Genomic DNA, 19,393 nt, shown 5'->3' on the forward strand with positions numbered 1-19,393 from the left:
GCGGGCCCCCTGCCCGGGCCGTTCCGCGTGGTGGACTGTCCGGGTGCGAAACGACTCTGACAACGGCGCGACGCAGCGATCCGGTGGTGACGGGGCCGGCCGGGCACCGGCGGACAAGCCGCTGCTGCCCGTCGAGGCCCGCCGCGCCGCGGCCTGGTGCGCGGTGGTGCTGCTGGTCGCGGCTGTTCTGGCCCTCGGGGTGTGGCTGTGCGTGGAACTGAGCGCGGCGGTCACGCCCGTCCTGCTGGCGCTGCTGGGGAGCGGGCTGCTCGGGCCGCTCTACCGGCGGCTGGTGCAGATGCGGCTCAACCGTTCGCTGGCGGCCGGGCTGACCTGCGCCGTCCTGCTGATCGTGGTCGGCGGTGCGGGCTACATCGTGGCCGGCGCACTGATCGACACCGGCGACCAGATCATCGCCTCGCTCAAGGACGCCTCCGAGGGACTGTCCAAGTACTTCGGTACGGCCGGCACCTCGCTCAATGACCTCGCCAGCAACGCCAAGAGCCTGGCAGGCAAATTCGGCAGCGAGGCGGCCTCCGGGCTGCTGGCCGGTGTCAGCGTCGTCGGCCAGGCCATCGCCGCGGCGGTGCTGGCGCTGCTGCTGACGTTCTTCTTCCTGCGCGATTCGGACAAGGCCGTCCGCTCGCTGCACGACTGGGCGCCCGGAGACTCGGCTCCCCGGCTGGAACGGATGGCCCGGCGCGGCTTCCAGAGCATCGAGGGCTTTATGCGCGGCACCACCTTCATCGCGTTGATCGACGCCATCTGCATCACCGTCGGGCTGCTGATCCTGCAGGTCCCGGGTGCCTTCGGCCTGGGCGCGCTGGTCTTCGTCGGTGCCTATATCCCCTACCTCGGCGCGTTCATCTCGGGCGCTGTGGCGATCTTGGTGGCGTTCGCGGACCGCGGCTTTGTGATCGCGCTCTGGGCGCTCGGCGTCGTCCTGGCCGTACAGGTCCTCGAGGGCCATGTGCTGCAGCCGATGATCCAGAGCCGTACGGTCCAGATGCATCCGGCGACCGTGATGCTGGCGATCACCGCGGGTGCCAGCGTCGCCGGAATCCTCGGCATGCTGCTGTCCGTACCGCTGACCGCCGCGGTCTCCGGCGTACTGCACGAACTGCGCAAGCACTACGCGGAGGGCTCCGGCACGGAGGGACCGGAGGGGGCCGGCTCCCCGGAACCGGCGGGCGGCACCCCGCCCTCCCCCGCGTCCTCGTAGAGCTCGAACCACGTCGATTTGCCGTCCCCGCGCGGGTCCACACCCCACGCCCCGGCCAGCATCTCCAGCAGCACCAGACCGCGCCCCGACGACGCCAGTTCGCCGGGGCTGCGGCGGTGCGGGAGCTCATCGCTGCCGTCGGCGACATCGACCCGTATGCGACGGCCGCCCCGCTCGCCGGAGATCTCGGCGATCAGCAGCGCATCACCGTCGGTGTGCAGCAGGACGTTGGTGACCATCTCGGAGACCATCAGCACCGCGGAGTCCACCTGGTCCGCGTCGGCCCAGTCGTGCAGCACGTCCCGGATCTGGGCGCGGGCCTGCGCTATCCGCTCCGGCTCGGCCTGTGCGACGGACAGGACGGCGCGCCGTACGGGCTGCTGCGCGAGCCGGCTGCCGGTGCCCACCCCGCAGCTGCCGCCCTCGCGGTACAGCAGCAGCACCGCGATGTCGTCCTCGCGGCGGTCCACCAGCGGCCCCGTGGTGTGGTGCGAGGACGGCCCGTGCACCGCCTGGACCAGGGCATCGGCGAGCTTCTCCAGGCCCGCGGGATCCGCCCCGCCGTCGTACCTCTCGATGATGTCGCGCAGCCGCGCCCAGCCGGTCTCCAGATCGTGGCCGCCGGTCTCGATCAGCCCGTCGGTGCACACCAGCATCGTCTCGCCGGGCTCCAGCACGAACCTCGTCGTGGGGTAGTCGGTGTCCGGGTCGATGCCCAGCGGCAGGCCGCCCGCGGTCGGGCGGACCAGCAGCGTGCCGTCGCTCAGCCGCACCGCCGGATCGGGATGGCCGGCCCGCGCGATGTCCAGCAGCCCGGTCGCCGGGTCCACCTCGATGTACAGGCAGGTCGCAAAGCGCTGGTCCTGGACCTGGCCGCGGGTCTCGGTCTCGTTGATCCCGGCCAGAAAGCGCGAGGCGCGGGAGAGCACCGCGTCGGGATGGTGCCCCTCGGCGGCATACGCGCGCAGCGCGATCCGCAGCTGTCCCATCAGGCCCGCGGCCCGTACGTCGTGGCCCTGGACGTCCCCGATGACCAGAGCGGTCCGCCCGGACGGCAGCGGAATCATGTCGTACCAGTCGCCGCCCACCTCGAGGCCGCCGCCGGTCGGCACATACCGCGCGGCGACGGACATCCCGGGGATGTCCGGCTGCACGGTCGGCATCATGCTGCGCTGCAGCCCGACCGCCAGCTCCTGCTGCGACTCCTGCATCCCGGCCCTGGCCAGCGCCTGCGCCAGCATCCGGGCCACGGTGGTGAGGACCGAGCGCTCGTCCGGTGTGAAGGCGACCGGCTGAGCGAACCCCGCCATCCACGCCCCGATCGTGCGCCCGGCGTTCACCAGCGGCAGGAACGCCCACGAGGTCCGCGCGAACGGCGCGGCCAGCGGCCATGTGGCGGGGTACCGGCGGCGGTAGTCGTCCGGGGTGGGCAGATAGATCGCCCGGCCGGTACGGATGACCTCGGCGGCCGGGTATGCGGTGTCCAGCGGCATGTCCAGGAACGGCCGCTCATCGCCCGGCTGATGCCCGTGGTGGCCGATGACCGACAGCCGGTCGCCCTCGATGCCGAAGACCGCCAGACCGTCCGGCATGAACCCGGGCATGGACAGCCCGGCAGCGACCCGCAGCACCTCGGCGGTGGACCGTGCCTCGGCCAGCGCCCGCCCCGCGTCCAGCAGGAACGCCTCGCGGGAGCGCCGCCAGTCGCCGGTGACCGTGGTGTGCGCGGCGGAGGTGCCGGGCTGCGGCTCGGGGACCTCCTGCAGCGTGCCGACCAGCTCGAAATCGCCGTTCACCAGACGCGGACGGGAGCGGGAGCGCACGATCCGCAGCACCCGGCCCCGCTCGTCCACGATGCGCAGCCGCGCCTCGGCGATCGTCTCCTCGGAGACCGCGAGCTGCACCACCCCGTTGATCTCCGCGAAGTCGACGGGATGAAAACGGGACCGTACGGCGGCCTCGCTGAGCTCCGTGGGCTCCGCGGGCAGCCCGAGCAGCCGGGCCGCTTCGGCGTCGAGGGTCACCCGTCCCGATGCGTTGTCCCAGTGCCACAGGCCGGTCGCGATGGCGGCCAGGAGATCCTCGGTACGCATTGCCTCACTTTAGGTGGGTTTCACGGAGCTCGACCAGCGAGCCAGGGGCCGGGACCGACCGCTGGGCCGGACCCCGCCATCGTCCCAGCCGGGCGGGCCCGCCTCACCTCAGGGACCGCTGCGTCACCCCAAGGTGGCCGTGTTGCGGATATGTCAATGAAGGGGTGCGAGCGGGGACGGTAACCTGGAGCGGTTATGTCAATCCTGGGGTGGCCTTTCGGGTGATCCACGGGGTGAGCGACCGGGGCGCCTGCGCCCTGCCGTCGGTTCCCTCCCACAACTCCCCACCTCGATCGCGACGACTTGGATGAGCGATGCATCGGTACCGGTCCCATAACTGCGGCGAGCTCCGGGCCGCGGACGTCGACACGGACGTCCGCCTCAGCGGCTGGCTGCACAATCGACGTGACCTGGGCGGCATCCTCTTCATCGATCTGCGCGACCACTACGGTCTGGTGCAGCTCGTCGCCCGCCCCGGCACCCCCGCCAACGAAGCCCTCAGCTCGCTGACCAAGGAGACCGTCGTCCGTATCGACGGCAAGGTCAGCGCGCGCGGCGCCGACAACGTCAACCCCGACCTGCCGACCGGCGAGATCGAGATCGAGGTTTCCGAGGTCGAGGTGCTCGGCGCCGCCGAGCAGATCCCCTTCACGATCAACGCGGACGACGGCGTCAACGAGGAGCGGCGCCTGGAGTACCGCTTCCTCGACCTGCGCCGCGAGCGGATGCACCGCAACATCATGCTGCGCACCGCCGTGATCTCGGCCATCCGCCACAAGATGGTGGCCCTCGGCTTCAACGAGATGGCGACCCCGATCCTGTCGGCGACCTCCCCCGAGGGCGCCCGCGACTTCCTGGTCCCCTCCCGCGTCCACGCCGGCAAGTTCTACGCGCTGCCGCAGGCCCCCCAGCAGTTCAAGCAGCTGCTGATGATCGCCGGCTTCGACCGCTACTTCCAGATCGCGCCCTGCTTCCGCGACGAGGACGCCCGCGCCGACCGCTCGCCCGGCGAGTTCTACCAGCTCGACATCGAGATGAGCTTCGTCGAGCAGGAAGACGTCTTCCAGCCCGTCGAGAAGCTCATGACCGAGCTGTTCACCGAGTTCGGCAACGGCCGCACGGTCACCTCCCCCTTCGCGCGCATCCCGTTCCGCGAGGCGATGCTCAAGTACGGCTCCGACAAGCCGGACCTGCGCGCCGAACTGGAGCTGGTGGACGTCTCCGACGTCTTCGCGGGCTCCGGCTTCAAGGCCTTCGCGGGCAAGCACGTCCGCGCCCTGGCCGTGCCGGACACCGGCGACAAGCCGCGCAAGTTCTTCGACCAGATGGGCGACTTCGCCGTCCAGCAGGGCGCGAAGGGCCTGGCCTGGGTCCGCGTCGGCGAGAACAACGAGCTCACCGGCCCGATCGCCAAGTTCCTCACCGAGGACGACATCAAGTCGCTGGTCGACGCCCTGGACCTCAAGCCCGGCCACGCCGTCTTCTTCGGCGCCGGCGAGTTCGAAGAGGTCTCCAAGATCATGGGCGCGGTCCGCGTCGAGGCCGCCAAGCGCGCCGGCCACTTCGTCGAGGACGAGTTCCGCTTCTGCTGGATCGTCGACTTCCCGATGTTCGAGAAGGACCCGGACACCGGCAAGATCGAGTTCTCCCACAACCCGTTCTCGATGCCGCAGGGCGGCCTCGAGGCGCTGGAGACCCAGGACCCGCTGGACATCCTGGCCTGGCAGTACGACATCGTCTGCAACGGCACCGAGCTGTCCTCCGGCGCGATCCGTAACCACGAGCCCGAGGTCATGTACAAGGCCTTCGGGATCGCCGGCTACGACAAGGAGACGGTGGAGGCCGAGTTCGGCGGCATGCTCCGCGCCTTCAAGTTCGGCGCCCCGCCGCACGGCGGCATCGCCCCGGGCGTGGACCGCATCGTCATGCTCCTCGCGGACGAGCCCAACATCCGCGAAACCATCGCCTTCCCCCTCAACGGCAACGCCCAGGACCTGCTGATGGGCGCGCCGAGCGAGGTCGACGAGGCCCGCCTGAAGGAGCTGCACCTCAGCATCCGCAAGGGCCCGGCGAAGCCGACCCCGTACAAGCCCACGAAGTGACCCGACGCGGCGTGAAGTGACGCGATGAGGGCCCGGGACCGGCGACGGTTCCGGGCCTTCTCCGTATCCGGGCCTTCTCCGTATCCGAGCCTCCGTGGGCAGCACGGCGGCCACGCATGACGACGCCCCTGGACCGGACCCGGTCCAGGGGCGTCGTCGGCTGTGCGCTGTCCGCGGCCGTCAGCCCTCGTCCCCGCCGAACCGCTCGCGGTACGCCGCCAGGTCATCCTCGGTGATCTTCGCGAAGAGCACCGGCGGCACCGTGAACGGCGTCCCGGCCGGAACCGACGCCAGCGCCCTGGCGTCCTCGGGGGCCACCCACACCGCAGTGTCGTTCTCCAGCGCGAACGCGCCCCGCATCGCCTTCGCCGACGACGGGATGAACGGCTCCGAGACGATCGCGTAGAGATGGATCAGGTTCATGGCCGTCCGCAGCGTCAGTGCCGCCGCGTCCTTGTCGGTCTTGATCTCCAGCCACGGGGCCTTCTCCTCGAGGTAGGAGTTGCCCGCGCTCCACAGGGCGCGCAGCGAGGCGGCCGCCTTACGGAACTGCAGGGCCTCCATGTGCCCCTCGTACTCGGCCAGCAGGCCCGCGATCTCCTCGCCCAGCTTCCGCTCCGCGGCCCCGGCCTCGGCGCCCGCCGGGACCTCGTCGCCGAACCGCTTGCGAGAGAACGACAGCACCCGGTTGACGAAGTTCCCGAGGGTGTCCGCCAGGTCCTTGTTCACGGACGACGAGAACAGCTCCCAGGTGAAGGAGGTGTCGTCCGACTCCGGGGCGTTGGCGATCAGGAAGTAGCGCCAGTAGTCGGCGGGCAGCAGCTCCAGTGCCGCGTCCGTGAAGATCCCGCGCCGCTGCGACGTGGAGAACTTGCCGCCGTAGTAGTTCAGCCAGTTGAAGGCCTTGAGGAAGTCGACCCTCTTCCAGGGCTCGCGGGTGCCGAGCTGGGTGGCGGGGAACATCACCGAGTGGAACGGGACGTTGTCCTTCGCCATGAATTCCGTGTACCGGACGTCATCGGCCTCGTACCACCACGACTTCCAGTCGCGGTTCTCCGGGTCGACGTCCGCCCACTCCTTCGTCGAGCCGATGTACTCGATCGGCGCGTCGAACCAGACGTAGAAGACCTTGCCCTCGGCCGCCAGCTCCGGCCACACATCGGCCGGCACCGGAACGCCCCAGTCCAGGTCGCGGGTGATCGCCCGGTCCTGGAGTCCTTCGGTCAGCCACTTGTGCGCGATGGAGGAGGCGAGGGTCGGCCACTCCTTGCTGCCGTTCCCCTCCAGCCAGCCCTCGACCTCGTGCTGCAGCTTCGACTGGAGCAGGAAGAGGTGCTTGGTCTCGCGCACCTCCAGGTCGCCGCTGCCGCTGATCGCCGACCGTGCGTCGATCAGATCGGTCGGGTCGAGCACCCGGGTGCAGTTCTCGCACTGGTCGCCGCGCGCCTTGTCGTAGCCGCAGTGCGGACACGTACCGACGATGTAGCGGTCGGGCAGGAAGCGCTCGTCGGCGACCGAGTACACCTGCCGGATGGCCCGTTCCTCGATGAACCCGTTCTCGTGCAGCTTGCGCGCGAAGTGCTGGGTCAGCTCCCGGTTCTCCGGCGACGAGCTCCGCCCGAAGTGATCGAACTCCAGGCCGAAGCCCTTGTAGATCGCCTTCTGGATGTCGTGCTGCTCCGCGCAGAAGGCGTCGACGGACTGGCCCGCGTCCTTCGCCGCCAGCTCGGCCGGGGTGCCGTGCTCGTCCGTGGCGCAGATGTAGAGCACGTCGTGCCCGCGCTGCCGCAGATACCGGGAATAGACGTCGGCCGGGAGCATGGACCCCACCATGTTGCCCAGGTGCTTGATCCCGTTGATATACGGAAGGGCGCTGGTGATGAGGTGTCGAGCCATTGCCGGCTGCTCCCAAGTCGCTACGGTGAGTGAGGATTTGCTTTACGGAACGTCAATATCGTACTGGACGGGGGGTGGGGCGGTGTGCGGGCTTTTCCGGCTGGCTTTGCGGGGTTACGGAGGCGTCGGTGCCGGTCATGTCCATAACACCGGCGGCGCGCTCGGGCCCGTCAGGGGCGAGCGCCGGAGGTGCGCGGCGAGGGCGCCCTGACCGGCGGCTTCGGCGCCCCGACGGTGATCATCAGCCCTGCGGTGAGAGCGGCCAGCAGCATGATCGCCGAGCTCACGCCGAGCGCCGCCGTGAATCCGTCCACCACCCCGTCCCGCACGATTTCGCTCCTCAGGGCGGGGGAAACGCCGTGGCCGCCGGTCCGCCTTGCCGCATCCGTCAGATGGGCCGCGATATAGGTCGCGGTGGTCGAGGTGGCGATCGTGTTCAGCAGCGCGGTGCCGATCGAACCCCCCACCTGCTGTGCCGTATTGACGGTCGCCGATGTCACCCCGGAATCCTGCGGCGCGACCCCGGACGTGGCCGTCGCCATCACCGGCATGAAGATCAGCCCCATCCCGAGGCCGACGAGGATTTCGGCGGGCAGGACATGCGCGACATAGGAGGGCCGGGCGGTCAGATACGTCAGCGTGTGCAGCCCGGCGGCGGCCAGCAGTGCGCCGGGGACCATCAGCAGACGGGGCGCGAGGCGGTGCAGCAGCCGTGCCGAGAGCTGCGTCGCGCCGACGACGATCGCCGCCGTCATCGGCAGAAATGCCAGTCCCGCTCTGACCGGCGAATACCCGAGCACGGTCTGGAAGTAATACGTCATGAACAGGAACATCCCGAACAAGGCGATAACGGCCAGTGCCATGGTCAGGAAAGCGCCGCCGCGATTGCGGTCCCGCACGATATGCAGCGGAAGCAAGGGATAACGGGCACGCGTCTGCCACCAGCCGAAGAATGCGAGCAGCAGCACGCCGCCCACCAGCCATGCGACGACCTCACCGTCTCCCCAGCCCCGCGGCCGCGCCTCGCTGCATCCGTAGACAATCGCGACGAGCCCCCCGCCGCCCAGCAGCACACCGGGTATGTCCAGCCGCGCGCCGCCCCGCTCCCGGGTGTCGCGCAGAAAGAGGGAAGCCCCCGCCAGCGCGATAATGGCGACCGGGATGTTGACGTACAGACACCACCGCCAGGTCAAGTACTGCGTCAGCAGCCCCCCGGCAATCAATCCGATGGCCGCTCCGCCACCGGCAATGGCCCCGTAGATCCCGAACGCCTTGCTGCGCTCTTTCCCGATCGTGAAAGTCGTGGTCAGCAAGGAAAGGGCCGAGGGCGCCAGCAGCGCCCCGAATGCCCCCTGCAAGGCCCGCGCCCCGAACAGCAGCCCGGGCCCCATTGCCGCTCCACCCAGCCCCGACGCGGCCGCGAACCCCACCAGGCCCACCATGAAGGTCCGCTTCCGTCCCGCCAGATCCGCAATCCGCCCGCCGAGCAGCAGCAAACCGCCGAAAGCGAGCATGTACGCGGTGATCACCCACTGCCGGTTTGCATCCGACATTCCCAGATCCTGCTGGGCCGAGGGCAGCGCGATATTCACAATGGTGGCGTCCAGGACCACCATCAATTGCGCGATCGCAATGACGACGAGGCCCCACCAGCGGCGGGGGTCGGGCGGCAGGGCCCAGCTGGGGGTGGGGCGAGGGGTTTCCGCCTGGCTCATCGATATCCGCCTCCGCCGGTCGTCGGCCGGAGCACTTCACCCCCACAGCGTAGGCAGGCGGGGGCGGAATCGCCTGGTGGGGGAAAGCGGCGGAGCGCCCCGCCGGCACGGCCGCATCAGCCCGTCGTGTACGGCCCGCCCCCCTCGTGACGTCATCTACGCCCCTGCCGACTCCGGCGAGCACGAACGATGCCACCGTGCCGATTGCCGGCACTCCGGCGATCGCCCCACAATTCCCCCCGCTTTTGCGGTATTTCGCTTCGGCGGCGGTGGCGGCATTCCGGGGCTGCCTCAAATGACTGCGGCCGGGCCCGAAGTGAGGGGCCCGGCCGCAGCCGATGGTCGCAGGGGTGCGGGTCAGTTGTCCTTGAGGACGCCGGCGGTGCGGGCCTCGGTGAGCCATTCGGGGAATTCGACCATCAGCTGCCCGTAGAGCTCGTCGGCCGAGAGGCTGCGGGGGTCGCGGCCGGCGTGGAAGAAGCCGGCGTTGTCGACGATGCGCTTTTCCGGGACGGCCAGGTCATCGAGCTTGCGGAGGAAGTCGAAGCCCTTGGCGTCCGGGTCGCCGAATCCGACGAACTGCCAGAAGATGGGGAGTTCGGCGGCCTCGCAGAGGGCCTTTTCGGCGGCCGGCTTGGAGGTCGGGGCGCCGTCGGTCTGGAAGATGACGAAGGCGGGCGCGGTGCTGCCGGATTTCTTGTAGTGCTCGACCACGGCGTTGATGGCCCAGTGGTAGTTCGTACGGCCCATGTGGCCGAGTCCGGCGTGCAACTCCTCGATACGGCCTTCGTAGTTGGTCAGGTCGATATCGGCGGTGCCGTCGATATCGGTGGAAAAGAAGATGACGGGCACGGTGCCGTCGTCGTCCAGGTTGGCGGAAAGGCCCAGGGCCTGTTCGGCGAGGTTCTGGACCGTGCCGTCCTTGTAGTAGTTCCGCATCGAGCCGGAGCGGTCGAGGACCAGATAGACGGCGGCGCGCTGGGTGGCGAGGTTGTGCTTCGCCAGGGTGGCGGAGGCGGACTTGTAGAGGCTGACGAGGGCGGGCGCGGTGGTTTCCACCTTGGTGAGGGAGAGGGGGGCTGCGCTCTCGGGGGCCGCGTCCTCGAGAGCTGCTTCGTCGGCGGCCGGTTCCACGGGGGCCTGGGGCTCCTCTGCCGGAACCTGGGGCTCCGGCTTGGGGGCGGTTGCGGCCTCGGCCTCGGGCTCGGTCTCCGGCTCGGGGGCCGCCTCCGGGGCGGCCTCGGCTGCTGCCTCTGGGGCGGCCTCGGGCTCCGGCTTGGCTTCGGCCTCGGGCTCGGTCTCCGCTTCGGGCTCGGTCTCCGCTTCGGGCTCGGTCTCGGCTTCGGGCTTGGTCTCGGCCTTCGCCTCAGTGGCCTCGGTGGCCGGCTGCGGCTTCGGGTTGTCGAAGGCCTCGCTGACGAGGGCGGAGATGTCGTCGGAGGGTGCCGCGGTGTCCGCGGAGTCCACGGCCGGGGCCGGTTCGGCCGGTTCGGCCGCCTTGGGCTCCTCGGCGGGCTCGGCGGGGGCGGTGGGCTCGCTGGTGGCGGTGCCCTCCGCCGCGGGGGCCTCGTCGGCCACGGCAGGCCCGTCAGCCACGACAACCGCATCGGGCTCTACAGCCGCGTCGGTCTCGACCACCGCGCCGGCCTCGGCAACCGCACCGGCCTCGCCGGGCTTGTCGGCCGCCGCCGGCTCCTCGTCCAGCGTGACCTCCTCCCGTACCGAGGGAGCCGTCTTCGCCTTCTCGTCCACCGGGCTGCCCTGCGCGGGAAGAGCGGCCGTGGCCGGCGCCTCGCCGGGCGCCGTGCGCGCGGCCGGGACCTCGGGTTCGGGGGCGGCGGCCGGGACGGATTCCTCGCGGGCCTCCGGGATCGTTGCCGATTCCGGCGCCCGGTCGGCGCCGTCCCGTGCCGCGCCGGATTGTTCGCGGGCCGCCTTGGAGCGGCCGAAAGCGTTGCGCAGCAGACTCCGAATGCCCATCGGCGAACCTCTCTTGCGTGTGGTGGGGTGCGGCGAATGTCCGTGAAACACAGACATGTCCCTGACCAGGACGGATACGTAAGGGTAGCGGCCTGCACCGGCCTCATCGTGGGACCCCGCGCCTTGTGTGGCGGGCGATCCAGGGGTCTGGCGGGGTGGCCGGGCATTCCCCCTGCATACGGAAGGGTTTGCGCGTTTGAACGGCGTCCCGCGGAATCGCATCGCCCAGGCATTCACCCGAAGTTCATGATTGCGCTGACGTGTGGCGGGGCGGGTTCATGATGCCGCGGCGAATCGAAGTTGTTGTCAAATCGTTCGGCGTTCTTCGCTGTTCTTGCGCAGGCGGCGGAAGTTCTTGCCGTTGAGCGCGCGTATGAGCGCGGGTAGCCGTACGGAAATCTGTGCATTTCGGGGGATGGGAATGCGATCGGCGGTCGTAACGGAATGTCCGGCACGTGACGGTCAAGGCCGCGGCCCCCGTTACGGACACGGCCCCCCGTTACGGTCACGCCTGAGGCTGTGGCGCCCCGTGCGTGGCTGGTTCTCGCCCATCCCGTCCGCTCCGACCGCACCCCCGGCCGGACCGCCCCGCACCCCGGGCACGGCCGGGACATCACGCCCCGGAAACGTTTGAGCAAGAGATAGGTAAGAACTAAGTCGCTCAGGTATCCGACAAGCAGGTGTGCCCGTCTTCTCCGGTGACCATTGTCCTGAGCCGCCCGTTGTGCATCTAGGCGGCCGATACGTAGGCAAGAACCCTTTCGGGGGTGACAGGAGATGTGGGCGCATGGGGCTGACCAGTCAGTCGCTCGAAATCACGGTGGTCGTGCTGGCCTTGGCCTGTGTGGCTGCCACGGTGTGGCTCTGGCCCAAGCTGTCCCGGAGCGGAGTGCGGTCCGTGCTGGGCCGGCTCGGCGCCATCGTGGTCACCCAGCTGTCCATCGTGTGCGCGCTCGCTCTGGCGGTGAATTCGAGCTTTGAGTTCTACGGCAGCTGGGACGAGCTGCTGGGCAACAACGAGCAGGCACCGGTGTCCGTGAGCCAGAACGGCGGGCAGTACGCGTCGATCGGCAACATCAAGGGCGGCCTGGTCCAGCCGGCCGGCCCCCAGGGCCTCGACCGGGTGACCGGTCTGCCCAAGGGCCCCGCGGACAAGGTGGGCAAGGTCGAGTCCGTACGGATCATCGGCCGCCGGACCCGGGCCATCAATCCGGGCTTCGTCTATCTGCCGCCGCAGTACTTCCAGCAGCAGTTCCGCCGCCAGCGGTTCCCGGTCATGGTCGTGATCAGCGGCTACCCCGGCGGCATCATGAACCTCGCGCAGCACCTCCAGGTGCCGCAGAACGCGGGCCGCCTGATCGCGCAGGGCAGGATGCAGCCGACCGTGATCGTGATGGTCCGGCCGACGATCGCGCCGCCGCGGGACACCGAGTGCGTGGACGTACCGGGCGGGCCGCAGGCCGAGACGTTCTTCACCAAGGACCTGCCGGACGCGATGAAGTCGGCGTACCGGGTCGGTCGCGACCCCAGCGCCTGGGGCGCGTTCGGGTACTCGTCCGGGGGCACGTGCTCGCTCCAGCTGGCGATGCGCAACCCGAAGGTCTACACCTCGGCGGTCTCGCTCTCCGGTGACTACCGCATCAAGGACGACCTCACCACCGGCAGCCTCTTCGGCCCCGGCCTTGCGGGCGCGAAGCGGGAGCGGGAGCACGACCTGCTGTGGCGGCTCAAGCACCTGCCCGCGCCGCAGGTCTCCGCGCTGGTGGCCAGCAGCCGCCAGGGCGAGCAGGATTACGGCGACACGATGAAGTTCATCCACGCCGCCAAGCCGCCGATGACGGTGGACTCGATCATCCTGCCGCGGGGCAGCCACCAGTTCACCACCTGGCGGCGCGAGGTGGTGCCGGCGCTGGAGTGGCAGAGCCAGCAGCTGACGTTCCCTCAGGACACGGAGGCCGTGAAGCCGCCGCGCAAGCCGGGGACCGTGCCGCCGAAGACCCCGGTTCCGGGGCAGGGCACGGCGCCGTCGAACGCGCCGGCCGCCTCGCCGGGTGAGCGCAAGCGCGTGGAGGCGGAGCAGTCGCGAGGCTGAGGTGACATGCCGCGAAGGGGGCGCCGGTCGATACCGGCGCACCCTTTCGTCTGCGGTTTTCCGCGGCGGCCTACGGCCGGTAGACCATCCCCGGCTCCGGCTTCGCCGGTGAGAGGAGCTGCGAGACCGTGACGATCGTGTAGCCGCGCTTCTTCAGCTGCGTGATGATGCCGGGGACGGCCGGGACGGTTCCCTTGTAGATGTCGTGCAGCAGGATGATGCCGTCGCGCTCGGTCTGGTCCAGCACCCGCTTCGTGATCAGGTCCGAGTCGGTGGTCTGGTAGTCCTTGGCGGTCACGCTCCACAGCACCTGTGCCAGGCCCAGCTCCTTGCTGACCTGGGAGACGCTCTCGTCGGTCCGCCCCTGCGGCGGGCGCATCAGCGTCGGCGTCCTGCCGGTGATCTTTCGTACGGCGTCCTGGACGCGGGAGAGTTCCCGCTTGGCCTCGGCCGGTTCGATGTCGGTGAGGATCTGGTGCGACCAGGTGTGGTTGGCCAGCTCATGGCCCTCGGCGTCGATCCGCTTGACCTCGGCGGGGCGTTCGGCGATGTGGTTCTTGCCGAGCATGAAGAAGGTGGCGTGCACCTTCTCCTTCTTGAGGATGTCGAGCAGCCGGTTGGTGTTCTCGCTGGGGCCGGCGTCGAAGGTGAGAGCCACGCACTTGGCCTTGCGGCAGTCGACGCCGGGGGCGCCGGTCCGCTCGGCGCTCTTCCCGTTCCGGGCGTCTGTGTCCTTTGCGTCCCCGTTCTTTCCGTCCTCGTCGGGGGATTCCGCGGCTGCGATGGCATCGGCGCGGGCGTCGGCCGGGGCGGTGACGTCGTACGAGGCGCAGCCGCTGAGGGCCAGGGCCAGGGTGGTGGCCGTCAGCAGCCCGGATATGCCGGCTGCGGACATGCTGCGGACTGCGGACTTCTGCTTCGGCATGTGGGTCCCTTTCGAACGCGGGCGGTACGGCGGGGCGTCCGAGAGGCGGTCTGACCTGCGATTTCGGGCAGCACGCAGCGCGGCGCGGCGGGGCGTCGCCCCCCCGCGTCGGCATGGACCGAACGGACTTCACGGACTATACACAGGGTGTATTCATGGCATGTATACGTGGGGTGTGTACGCCCCGGTACTCCGGGGGCTGCCTGTGTGAGATGCGGTGGGCGGGACTCGATCGGACGCGGTGGGCGCGACACCCCGGCCGCCGCCGGGATGGACTCGTAGCGTGACCGCACCGCCGCCGGACGACTGCCTGGCCCGTAACGACTGGATCTGCGGCGACTACCTGAGCACCCGTCGGCAGATCCTGCTCGACGCCGTCGCGCAGCACCTCCAGCTGACGGTGATTTCGGTGGCGCTCGGCCTGCTGATCGCGGTCCCGCTGGCGGTGCTGGCCCGGCGCCGTCGCTGGACGCTCGGGCCGGTGCTCGGCATCACCACGGTGATCTACACGATCCCGTCGCTGGCGATGTTCTCGCTGCTGCTGCCGGTCTACGGGCTGTCCGCCACCCTCGTCGTGGTCGGCCTCGCCCTCTACTCGCTCACCCTGCTCGTCCGGAACATCCTGGCGGGGCTGGACGGCGTCCCGGCGGAGGCCAAGGAGGCCGCGCGCGGGATGGGCTACGGGCCGATGCGGCAACTGCTGGCCGTGGAGCTGCCGCTGGCGCTGCCCGCCGCGCTGGCCGGGCTGCGGATCGCCACCGTCTCGGCGGTCTCGCTCACCACGGTCGGGGCGATCGTCGGGTACGGCGGGCTGGGCAATCTCATCTACGCCGGGATGAACTCCTACTTCAAGGCGCAGGTGCTCACCGCCTCCGTGCTGTGCGTGATCATCGCCGTCGTCCTCGATGTGCTGCTGCTCGGGGCGGAACGGCTGCTCACGCCCTGGCGGCGGGCGGGCCGGACGACGCGGGTGCGGGCCCGGGCCGCAGCAGGCGCGCGGCGGCCGGTCGCGGCGACCGGGCGGTGGCCGTGAACACCCTCTCCGCGGTCTGGTCCTGGTTGACCACCGCCGCCAACTGGTCCGGCGAGAACGGCGTCTGGCACCGGCTCGAACAACACCTCGTCCTGACCTTCGTCTGTCTGGCCATCAGCATCGTGATCGCACTGCCGATCGCGCTGACGCTCGGCCATCTCGGGCGCGGCGGCGCGCTGGCCGTCAATCTCGCCAACATCGGCCGCGCGGTGCCGACCTTCGCCGTGCTGGTGCTGCTCCTGCTGACCCCGATCGGACGGTACGGGCAGTGGCCCACCGTCATCGCCCTCGTGCTGTTCGCCATTCCGCCGCTGCTGACCAATGCGTATGTGGGGATGCGCGAGGTGGACCGGAACGTGGTGGAGGCCGCCCGCGGGATGGGGATGACCGGGACGCAGCTGGTGTGGCGGGTCGAGGTGCCGCTGGCGTTTCCGCTGGTCCTGACCGGTATCCGGATCGCCGCCGTACAGCTGGTGGCCACCGCCACGCTCGCCGCGCTGGTGGGCGGAGGCGGTCTGGGCCGGATCATCACCGCGGGCTTCAACCTCGCCAGCACGCCGCAGGTGGTGGCCGGGGCGGTGATCGTCGCGGTGTTCGCGCTGGTGATGGAGGCGGCGTTCGAGCTGGGGCAGAAGTGTGCCCCAGCGTGGGTGCGGGGCCGGATCCGGTGAGGGCCCATCCGGTGAGGACCCATCCGTTGAGGCGCACCCGTATCGCCGCCGCAGCGGCCGTCGTGGCCGCCGCCGTCCTGTCCGGCTGCGGCGGCGGCCCCTCCCTCGAGGACCGCGGTGCGATCACCGCCTCGCCCGGGGACAGCCGCCATCTGTCCATCGGCTCGGCCGGTTTCACCGAGAGCGAGCTGCTGGCCCAGATGTACGCGGCGCTGCTCGGCCACGCCGGCTACCGAACCGACCTTCTCACCGTCGGCAACCGTGAGCTGTATGAACCGGCACTGGAGAACGGCCAGATCGATGTCGTCCCCGAGTACGCCGCCACCCTCGCGGACTGGCTCAACGCCAAGACCCACGGGCCCAAGGCCGCCCCGGTCGCCTCACCCGACCTCGGCGCCACGATGACCGCGCTGCGCAAGCTGGCCGCGGCCCGGGGTCTTGCCGTGCTGCCGGCGGGCCGGGCCGTCGACCAGAACGCCTTCGCGGTGAGCCGCTCGTACGCCACCAGGCACCACCTCAGAACCCTCAGCGACCTGGGCCGCTCCGGGCTGCCGGTGCGGCTGGCGGCGGGTGACGAGTGCGTTCAGCGGCCGTTCTGCGCGCCTGGGCTGCGAACGAAGTACGGGATCCGCATCACCGCCGTCGACCCGAAGGGCGTGGGCACCACCCCCGCCAAGCAGGCCGTCCAGAACGGCCAGGACCAGATGGTGCTCACCACCAGCACCGATGCCACCCTCGACCAGTTCGGGCTGGTGCTGCTCACCGACGACAAGAAGCTGCAGAACGCGGACAACGTCGTCCCACTGGTCAATCGCTCCCGCGCCGGCGGCCCACGGGCGGCGGCTGCGCTCGATCGCCTCAACAAGGTGCTGACCACCGCGGAGCTGGCGCGGCTCAATGAGCAGGTGGACAGCTGGCGGCGGCTGCCGGCGGATGTGGCGCGTAACTACCTGGTGTCGAAAGGGCTGTTGCCGAAGAAAACGGGGGAATAGCCGCGGGAATTGCTGCGGGAAGGGGCGAGCGGAGAAAGAGCGCGGCGGCGCGGACGGCCGCGTGGCAGGATGCCGGGCATGCACGCATACCGAAAGGCCTGTGCCGCGTAACCGGCCCGGCGCCGTGCGCGCCGCAGCAGCGCGACCACCCCTTCTCGACCCGTGTCACGGCCGGATCGACCGGTTGTCGGAGCGGACGAGTGCAGAGCTCTGGCGGGCGGAGCGTCAGCATGACGATCTGTGGCCCGGCGTCACGCAAGCAGCGCTGCGCGCCTGCCGGATGTTTCTGCGGCGTCCCGGCCGCTATCTCATGCTCGTTCCGGCGGAGTGCGGCTGCCCCGGCTGTGAAATCGCGGACGATGTCGCGATCGCCAGGGACGCGCTGGAGACGGTTCTGCATCGGCTTTCCCCGCGCGCCCGCGTCGAATTGGGGCGTGTGGTGAACCGCCTCGATGCCGAGCTCCGGCGCCGTACGCTGCCGGACCCGAACGCCTGGCGGAACCCGTGGCGGGCGCATGGGCGGTGGTGGCATCAGCGTCTGTACGAGAGGCAGTGACGGCAGTGAGGGCGCGGTCCCCCGTTTCACGTGAAACACCCGCCGTCGTACACGTCGTGCGCGGTCTCACACGTCGTGCGTGTCTGACAGGTCGTGCACGTCGCCATGTTTCACGTGAAACGGCGCAGCGCGCTTCCCCCGGTCATTCGGGAAGTCGGGCGGGGAATGTGACCCGGACCGTCAGGCCGCCGCCGGGGTTCGGATGGGCGACGGCCTCCGCGGCATGGGCGCGGGCGAGGGACGCAACGATGGACAGGCCCAGGCCCGCACCCTCGCCGGGGGCATGGCGGCGGGCATCGAGGCGGCGGAACGGCTCGAAGAGGTACGGGACGGACTCGGCGGGGACGGGCGGGCCGGTGTTGGTGATCTCCAGGGTGCGGTCATGGATGCTCAGGGTGATCCGGCCGTCGGGGCGGTTGTGGCGTACGGCGTTGGCGACGAGGTTGCGGACCAGATGCGCGAGCAGGACGGGGTCGCCGTCGACGGTCAGGGGGCGGGTGTCGGTGGCGATGGTCAGCCCGCGCTGCCAGGCGTCATCGGCGTACTCGGCGGCGACGGTCTCGGCGAGGCCGCCCAGCGCGACCGGCTCGCGGCGTTGCAGTCCCTGGTCGGAGACGGAGAGCAGCAGCAGACCCTCGATGAGCTGCTCGCTGTCCTCGGCGACCTCGATCAGTTTGCCGCGGATGCGCCGTACGTTGTCCGGGTCCGGGTTGGCGAGGCCGATCTCCGCGGCGGCTCGCTGCACGGCGAGCGGGGTGCGCAGTTCATGGGCGGCGTTGGCGGCGAACCGCTGTTGTGCGGAGACCAGATGCTCGATCCGGTCGAGCATGCCGTCGAAGGTGTCGGCGAGCTGCTTGAGTTCGCCGGGCGGTGCGTCCAGGGCGATGCGTTCGTGCAGGTTGGCGGCGGAGAGCCGGCGGGCGGTGCGGGTGATGACGGAGACCGGGTGCAGCACCCGTCCCGCCATCCACCAGGCCAGGGCCACCGAGATGACCGCGAAGAGCACCAGGGCGATCAGTGAGACGGTCAGCAGACGGCTGAGCGCGGCCTGTTCGGTGGCATCGGTGATGTTCTTGGTGATGCGGTAGAGGCTGCCCTCGCTCGGAGTCCGGTCGTGGCCGGGTATACGTGCGGCGGGCGCCATGGTCGGACCGAGGGTGGCGCTGGGGGCGAGCGGGGCCGGACTTCGCGGGGTCGCGGTGGTGACCGCGGTGCTCAGGCTGGAGTACAGGCCCTGCCGTACGAGGACATAGACCAGGCCGATGAGCATCGCGCCCGCCAGCACCAGCAGCCCGCCGTAGAGGGCGGTGAGCCGGACACGTTCGCTGCGGGCGGGCCAGGGAGTCCTCACCTGCCGTGGCCCATGCCGTACCCGCCGCCCGGCCGGATCCCGTCGCCCATCCGGTATCCGGCCCCCGGCACGGTCTCGATCACCGGCGGATCGCCCAGCTTGGCGCGCAGCTTGCTGAGGGTGACCCGCACGGCGTTGGTGCGGTAGCTGGTGTGCTCCTCCCAGACCTCCTCGATCAGGTCATCGCCGCTGACCACCGCGCCGTCGGCGCGCAGCAGCACCTCCAGCACCGCGAATTCCTTACGGGAAAGGGGCAGCGGGCGGCCGTCGCGGACGGCGAGACGGCGGGCGGTGTCCACGCTGACCCCGGCCCGCTCGATCACCGGCGGCAGCGCGGGACGCACCCGCCTGCCGAGTGCCAGGACCCGGGCCACCAGCTCCTCGTACGCGAACGGTTTGGTGAGGTAGTCGTCGGCGCCCAGCCCCAGCCCGTCCACCCGGTCACGTACCGTGCCGGACGCGGTGAGCATCAGCACCCGTGTCAGCAGCCCCTGCGCCACCACCCGGCGGCAGACCTCGTCACCGTGCAGGCCGGGCAGATCGCGGTCCAGTACGAGCACGTCGTACGCCCCGAACCGCAGCTTGCCCAGGGCCTCCTTGCCGTCATGGGCGATATCGGCCGCGATCGCGTCGCGGCGCAGGCCCTCGGCAATCATTTCCGCGAGGAATTCCTCGTCCTCCACCACCAGCACGCGCATGGGGTCATGTGTACCCGAGGGGCACCTTTCGCCGATGTAAACACCGGGCCGCCGAGTTCCAAGAATC

General features: G+C 70.2%; 14 protein-coding genes. 7 read left to right on the forward strand and 7 right to left on the reverse strand.

Going from position 1 to position 19,393, the window contains the following annotated elements:
• Positions 1-43 precede the first annotated feature (43 nt).
• The gene (locus ADL29_RS21905) at positions 44-1,222 is read left to right on the forward strand and encodes an AI-2E family transporter (protein WP_053925310.1); all 1,179 of its coding nucleotides are present in this window, start codon (positions 44-46) and stop codon (positions 1,220-1,222) included.
• On the opposite strand, the gene ADL29_RS21910 is transcribed toward ADL29_RS21905, so the two are convergent.
• Positions 1,132-3,315: an ATP-binding SpoIIE family protein phosphatase gene (locus ADL29_RS21910; RefSeq protein WP_053925311.1), complete on the reverse strand. Its 2,184-nt coding sequence runs from the start codon at positions 3,313-3,315 to the stop codon at positions 1,132-1,134. The two genes, ADL29_RS21905 and ADL29_RS21910, sit on opposite strands and share 91 nt — an antisense overlap.
• A 314-nt stretch (positions 3,316-3,629) precedes the next feature.
• Here ADL29_RS21910 and aspS point away from each other — a divergent pair, with 314 nt between their 5' ends.
• Positions 3,630-5,417 (forward strand): aspartate--tRNA ligase, encoded by a 1,788-nt coding sequence (gene aspS / locus ADL29_RS21915; protein ID WP_053925312.1) that lies wholly within the window; start codon positions 3,630-3,632, stop codon positions 5,415-5,417.
• 180 nt (positions 5,418-5,597) lie between these two features.
• On the opposite strand, the gene metG is transcribed toward aspS, so the two are convergent.
• From metG to ADL29_RS40215, 3 genes are all read right to left on the reverse strand, one after another.
• On the reverse strand, positions 5,598-7,313 hold the full coding sequence (gene metG / locus ADL29_RS21920; protein WP_053925313.1) for a methionine--tRNA ligase: 1,716 nt from the start codon (positions 7,311-7,313) through the stop codon (positions 5,598-5,600).
• Positions 7,314-7,483: 170 nt separating this feature from the next.
• On the reverse strand, positions 7,484-9,028 hold the full coding sequence (locus tag ADL29_RS21925; RefSeq protein ID WP_078971184.1) for an MFS transporter: 1,545 nt from the start codon (positions 9,026-9,028) through the stop codon (positions 7,484-7,486).
• 357 nt (positions 9,029-9,385) lie between these two features.
• Positions 9,386-11,008 (reverse strand): vWA domain-containing protein, encoded by a 1,623-nt coding sequence (locus ADL29_RS40215; protein ID WP_063788506.1) that lies wholly within the window; start codon positions 11,006-11,008, stop codon positions 9,386-9,388.
• A 787-nt stretch (positions 11,009-11,795) separates the two neighbouring features.
• Here ADL29_RS40215 and ADL29_RS21935 point away from each other — a divergent pair.
• Positions 11,796-13,100 (forward strand): alpha/beta hydrolase, encoded by a 1,305-nt coding sequence (locus ADL29_RS21935; RefSeq protein ID WP_053925314.1) that lies wholly within the window; start codon positions 11,796-11,798, stop codon positions 13,098-13,100.
• A gap of 70 nt (positions 13,101-13,170) precedes the next feature.
• Here ADL29_RS21935 and ADL29_RS21940 read toward each other — a convergent pair whose 3' ends face one another.
• Positions 13,171-14,025: a polysaccharide deacetylase family protein gene (locus ADL29_RS21940; RefSeq protein ID WP_053925315.1), complete on the reverse strand. Its 855-nt coding sequence runs from the start codon at positions 14,023-14,025 to the stop codon at positions 13,171-13,173.
• Between the two features lie 283 nt (positions 14,026-14,308).
• On the opposite strand from ADL29_RS21940, the gene ADL29_RS21945 reads away from it, so the two are divergent.
• From ADL29_RS21945 to ADL29_RS21960, 4 genes are all read left to right on the forward strand, one after another.
• Positions 14,309-15,058 carry an ABC transporter permease gene (locus ADL29_RS21945; protein WP_053925316.1) on the forward strand — a complete coding sequence of 250 codons (750 nt, stop codon included), beginning with the start codon at positions 14,309-14,311 and terminating at the stop codon, positions 15,056-15,058.
• Positions 15,055-15,729, forward strand: coding sequence for an ABC transporter permease (locus tag ADL29_RS21950; RefSeq protein WP_046927155.1), 675 nt, complete (start codon positions 15,055-15,057; stop codon positions 15,727-15,729). Before ADL29_RS21945 ends, ADL29_RS21950 begins: the two co-directional genes overlap by 4 nt.
• A 26-nt stretch (positions 15,730-15,755) precedes the next feature.
• Entirely contained in the window at positions 15,756-16,721 is a 966-nt protein-coding gene (locus ADL29_RS21955) for an ABC transporter substrate-binding protein (RefSeq protein WP_425424265.1), read from the forward strand.
• Between the two features lie 184 nt (positions 16,722-16,905).
• Entirely contained in the window at positions 16,906-17,277 is a 372-nt protein-coding gene (locus ADL29_RS21960) for a hypothetical protein (RefSeq protein WP_053925317.1), read from the forward strand.
• Between the two features lie 142 nt (positions 17,278-17,419).
• Here ADL29_RS21960 and ADL29_RS21965 read toward each other — a convergent pair whose 3' ends face one another.
• Together ADL29_RS21965 and ADL29_RS21970 are read right to left on the reverse strand one after the other, a co-directional pair.
• The gene (locus ADL29_RS21965) at positions 17,420-18,628 is read right to left on the reverse strand and encodes an ATP-binding protein (protein WP_053925318.1); all 1,209 of its coding nucleotides are present in this window, start codon (positions 18,626-18,628) and stop codon (positions 17,420-17,422) included.
• Positions 18,625-19,326: a response regulator transcription factor gene (locus tag ADL29_RS21970; RefSeq protein WP_053925319.1), complete on the reverse strand. Its 702-nt coding sequence runs from the start codon at positions 19,324-19,326 to the stop codon at positions 18,625-18,627. The genes ADL29_RS21965 and ADL29_RS21970 overlap by 4 nt, the downstream gene beginning before the upstream one ends.
• Positions 19,327-19,393: the final 67 nt, after the last annotated feature.

The sequence above is a fragment of the Streptomyces chattanoogensis genome (assembly GCF_001294335.1).
Lineage (GTDB): Bacteria > Actinomycetota > Actinomycetes > Streptomycetales > Streptomycetaceae > Streptomyces > Streptomyces chattanoogensis.

Bases quoted from the DNA above. Each gene is read 5' to 3' on its own strand.
- ADL29_RS21910 (WP_053925311.1), bottom strand. From the start codon at position 3,315: ATGCGTACCGAGGATCTCCTGGCCGCCATCGCGACCGGCCTGTGGCAC.
- aspS (WP_053925312.1), top strand. From the start codon at position 3,630: ATGCATCGGTACCGGTCCCATAACTGCGGCGAGCTCCGGGCCGCGGAC.
- metG (WP_053925313.1), bottom strand. From the start codon at position 7,313: ATGGCTCGACACCTCATCACCAGCGCCCTTCCGTATATCAACGGGATC.
- ADL29_RS21925 (WP_078971184.1), bottom strand. From the start codon at position 9,028: ATGAGCCAGGCGGAAACCCCTCGCCCCACCCCCAGCTGGGCCCTGCCG.
- ADL29_RS40215 (WP_063788506.1), bottom strand. From the start codon at position 11,008: ATGGGCATTCGGAGTCTGCTGCGCAACGCTTTCGGCCGCTCCAAGGCG.
- ADL29_RS21935 (WP_053925314.1), top strand. From the start codon at position 11,796: ATGGGGCTGACCAGTCAGTCGCTCGAAATCACGGTGGTCGTGCTGGCC.
- ADL29_RS21940 (WP_053925315.1), bottom strand. From the start codon at position 14,025: ATGCCGAAGCAGAAGTCCGCAGTCCGCAGCATGTCCGCAGCCGGCATA.
- ADL29_RS21970 (WP_053925319.1), bottom strand. From the start codon at position 19,326: ATGCGCGTGCTGGTGGTGGAGGACGAGGAATTCCTCGCGGAAATGATT.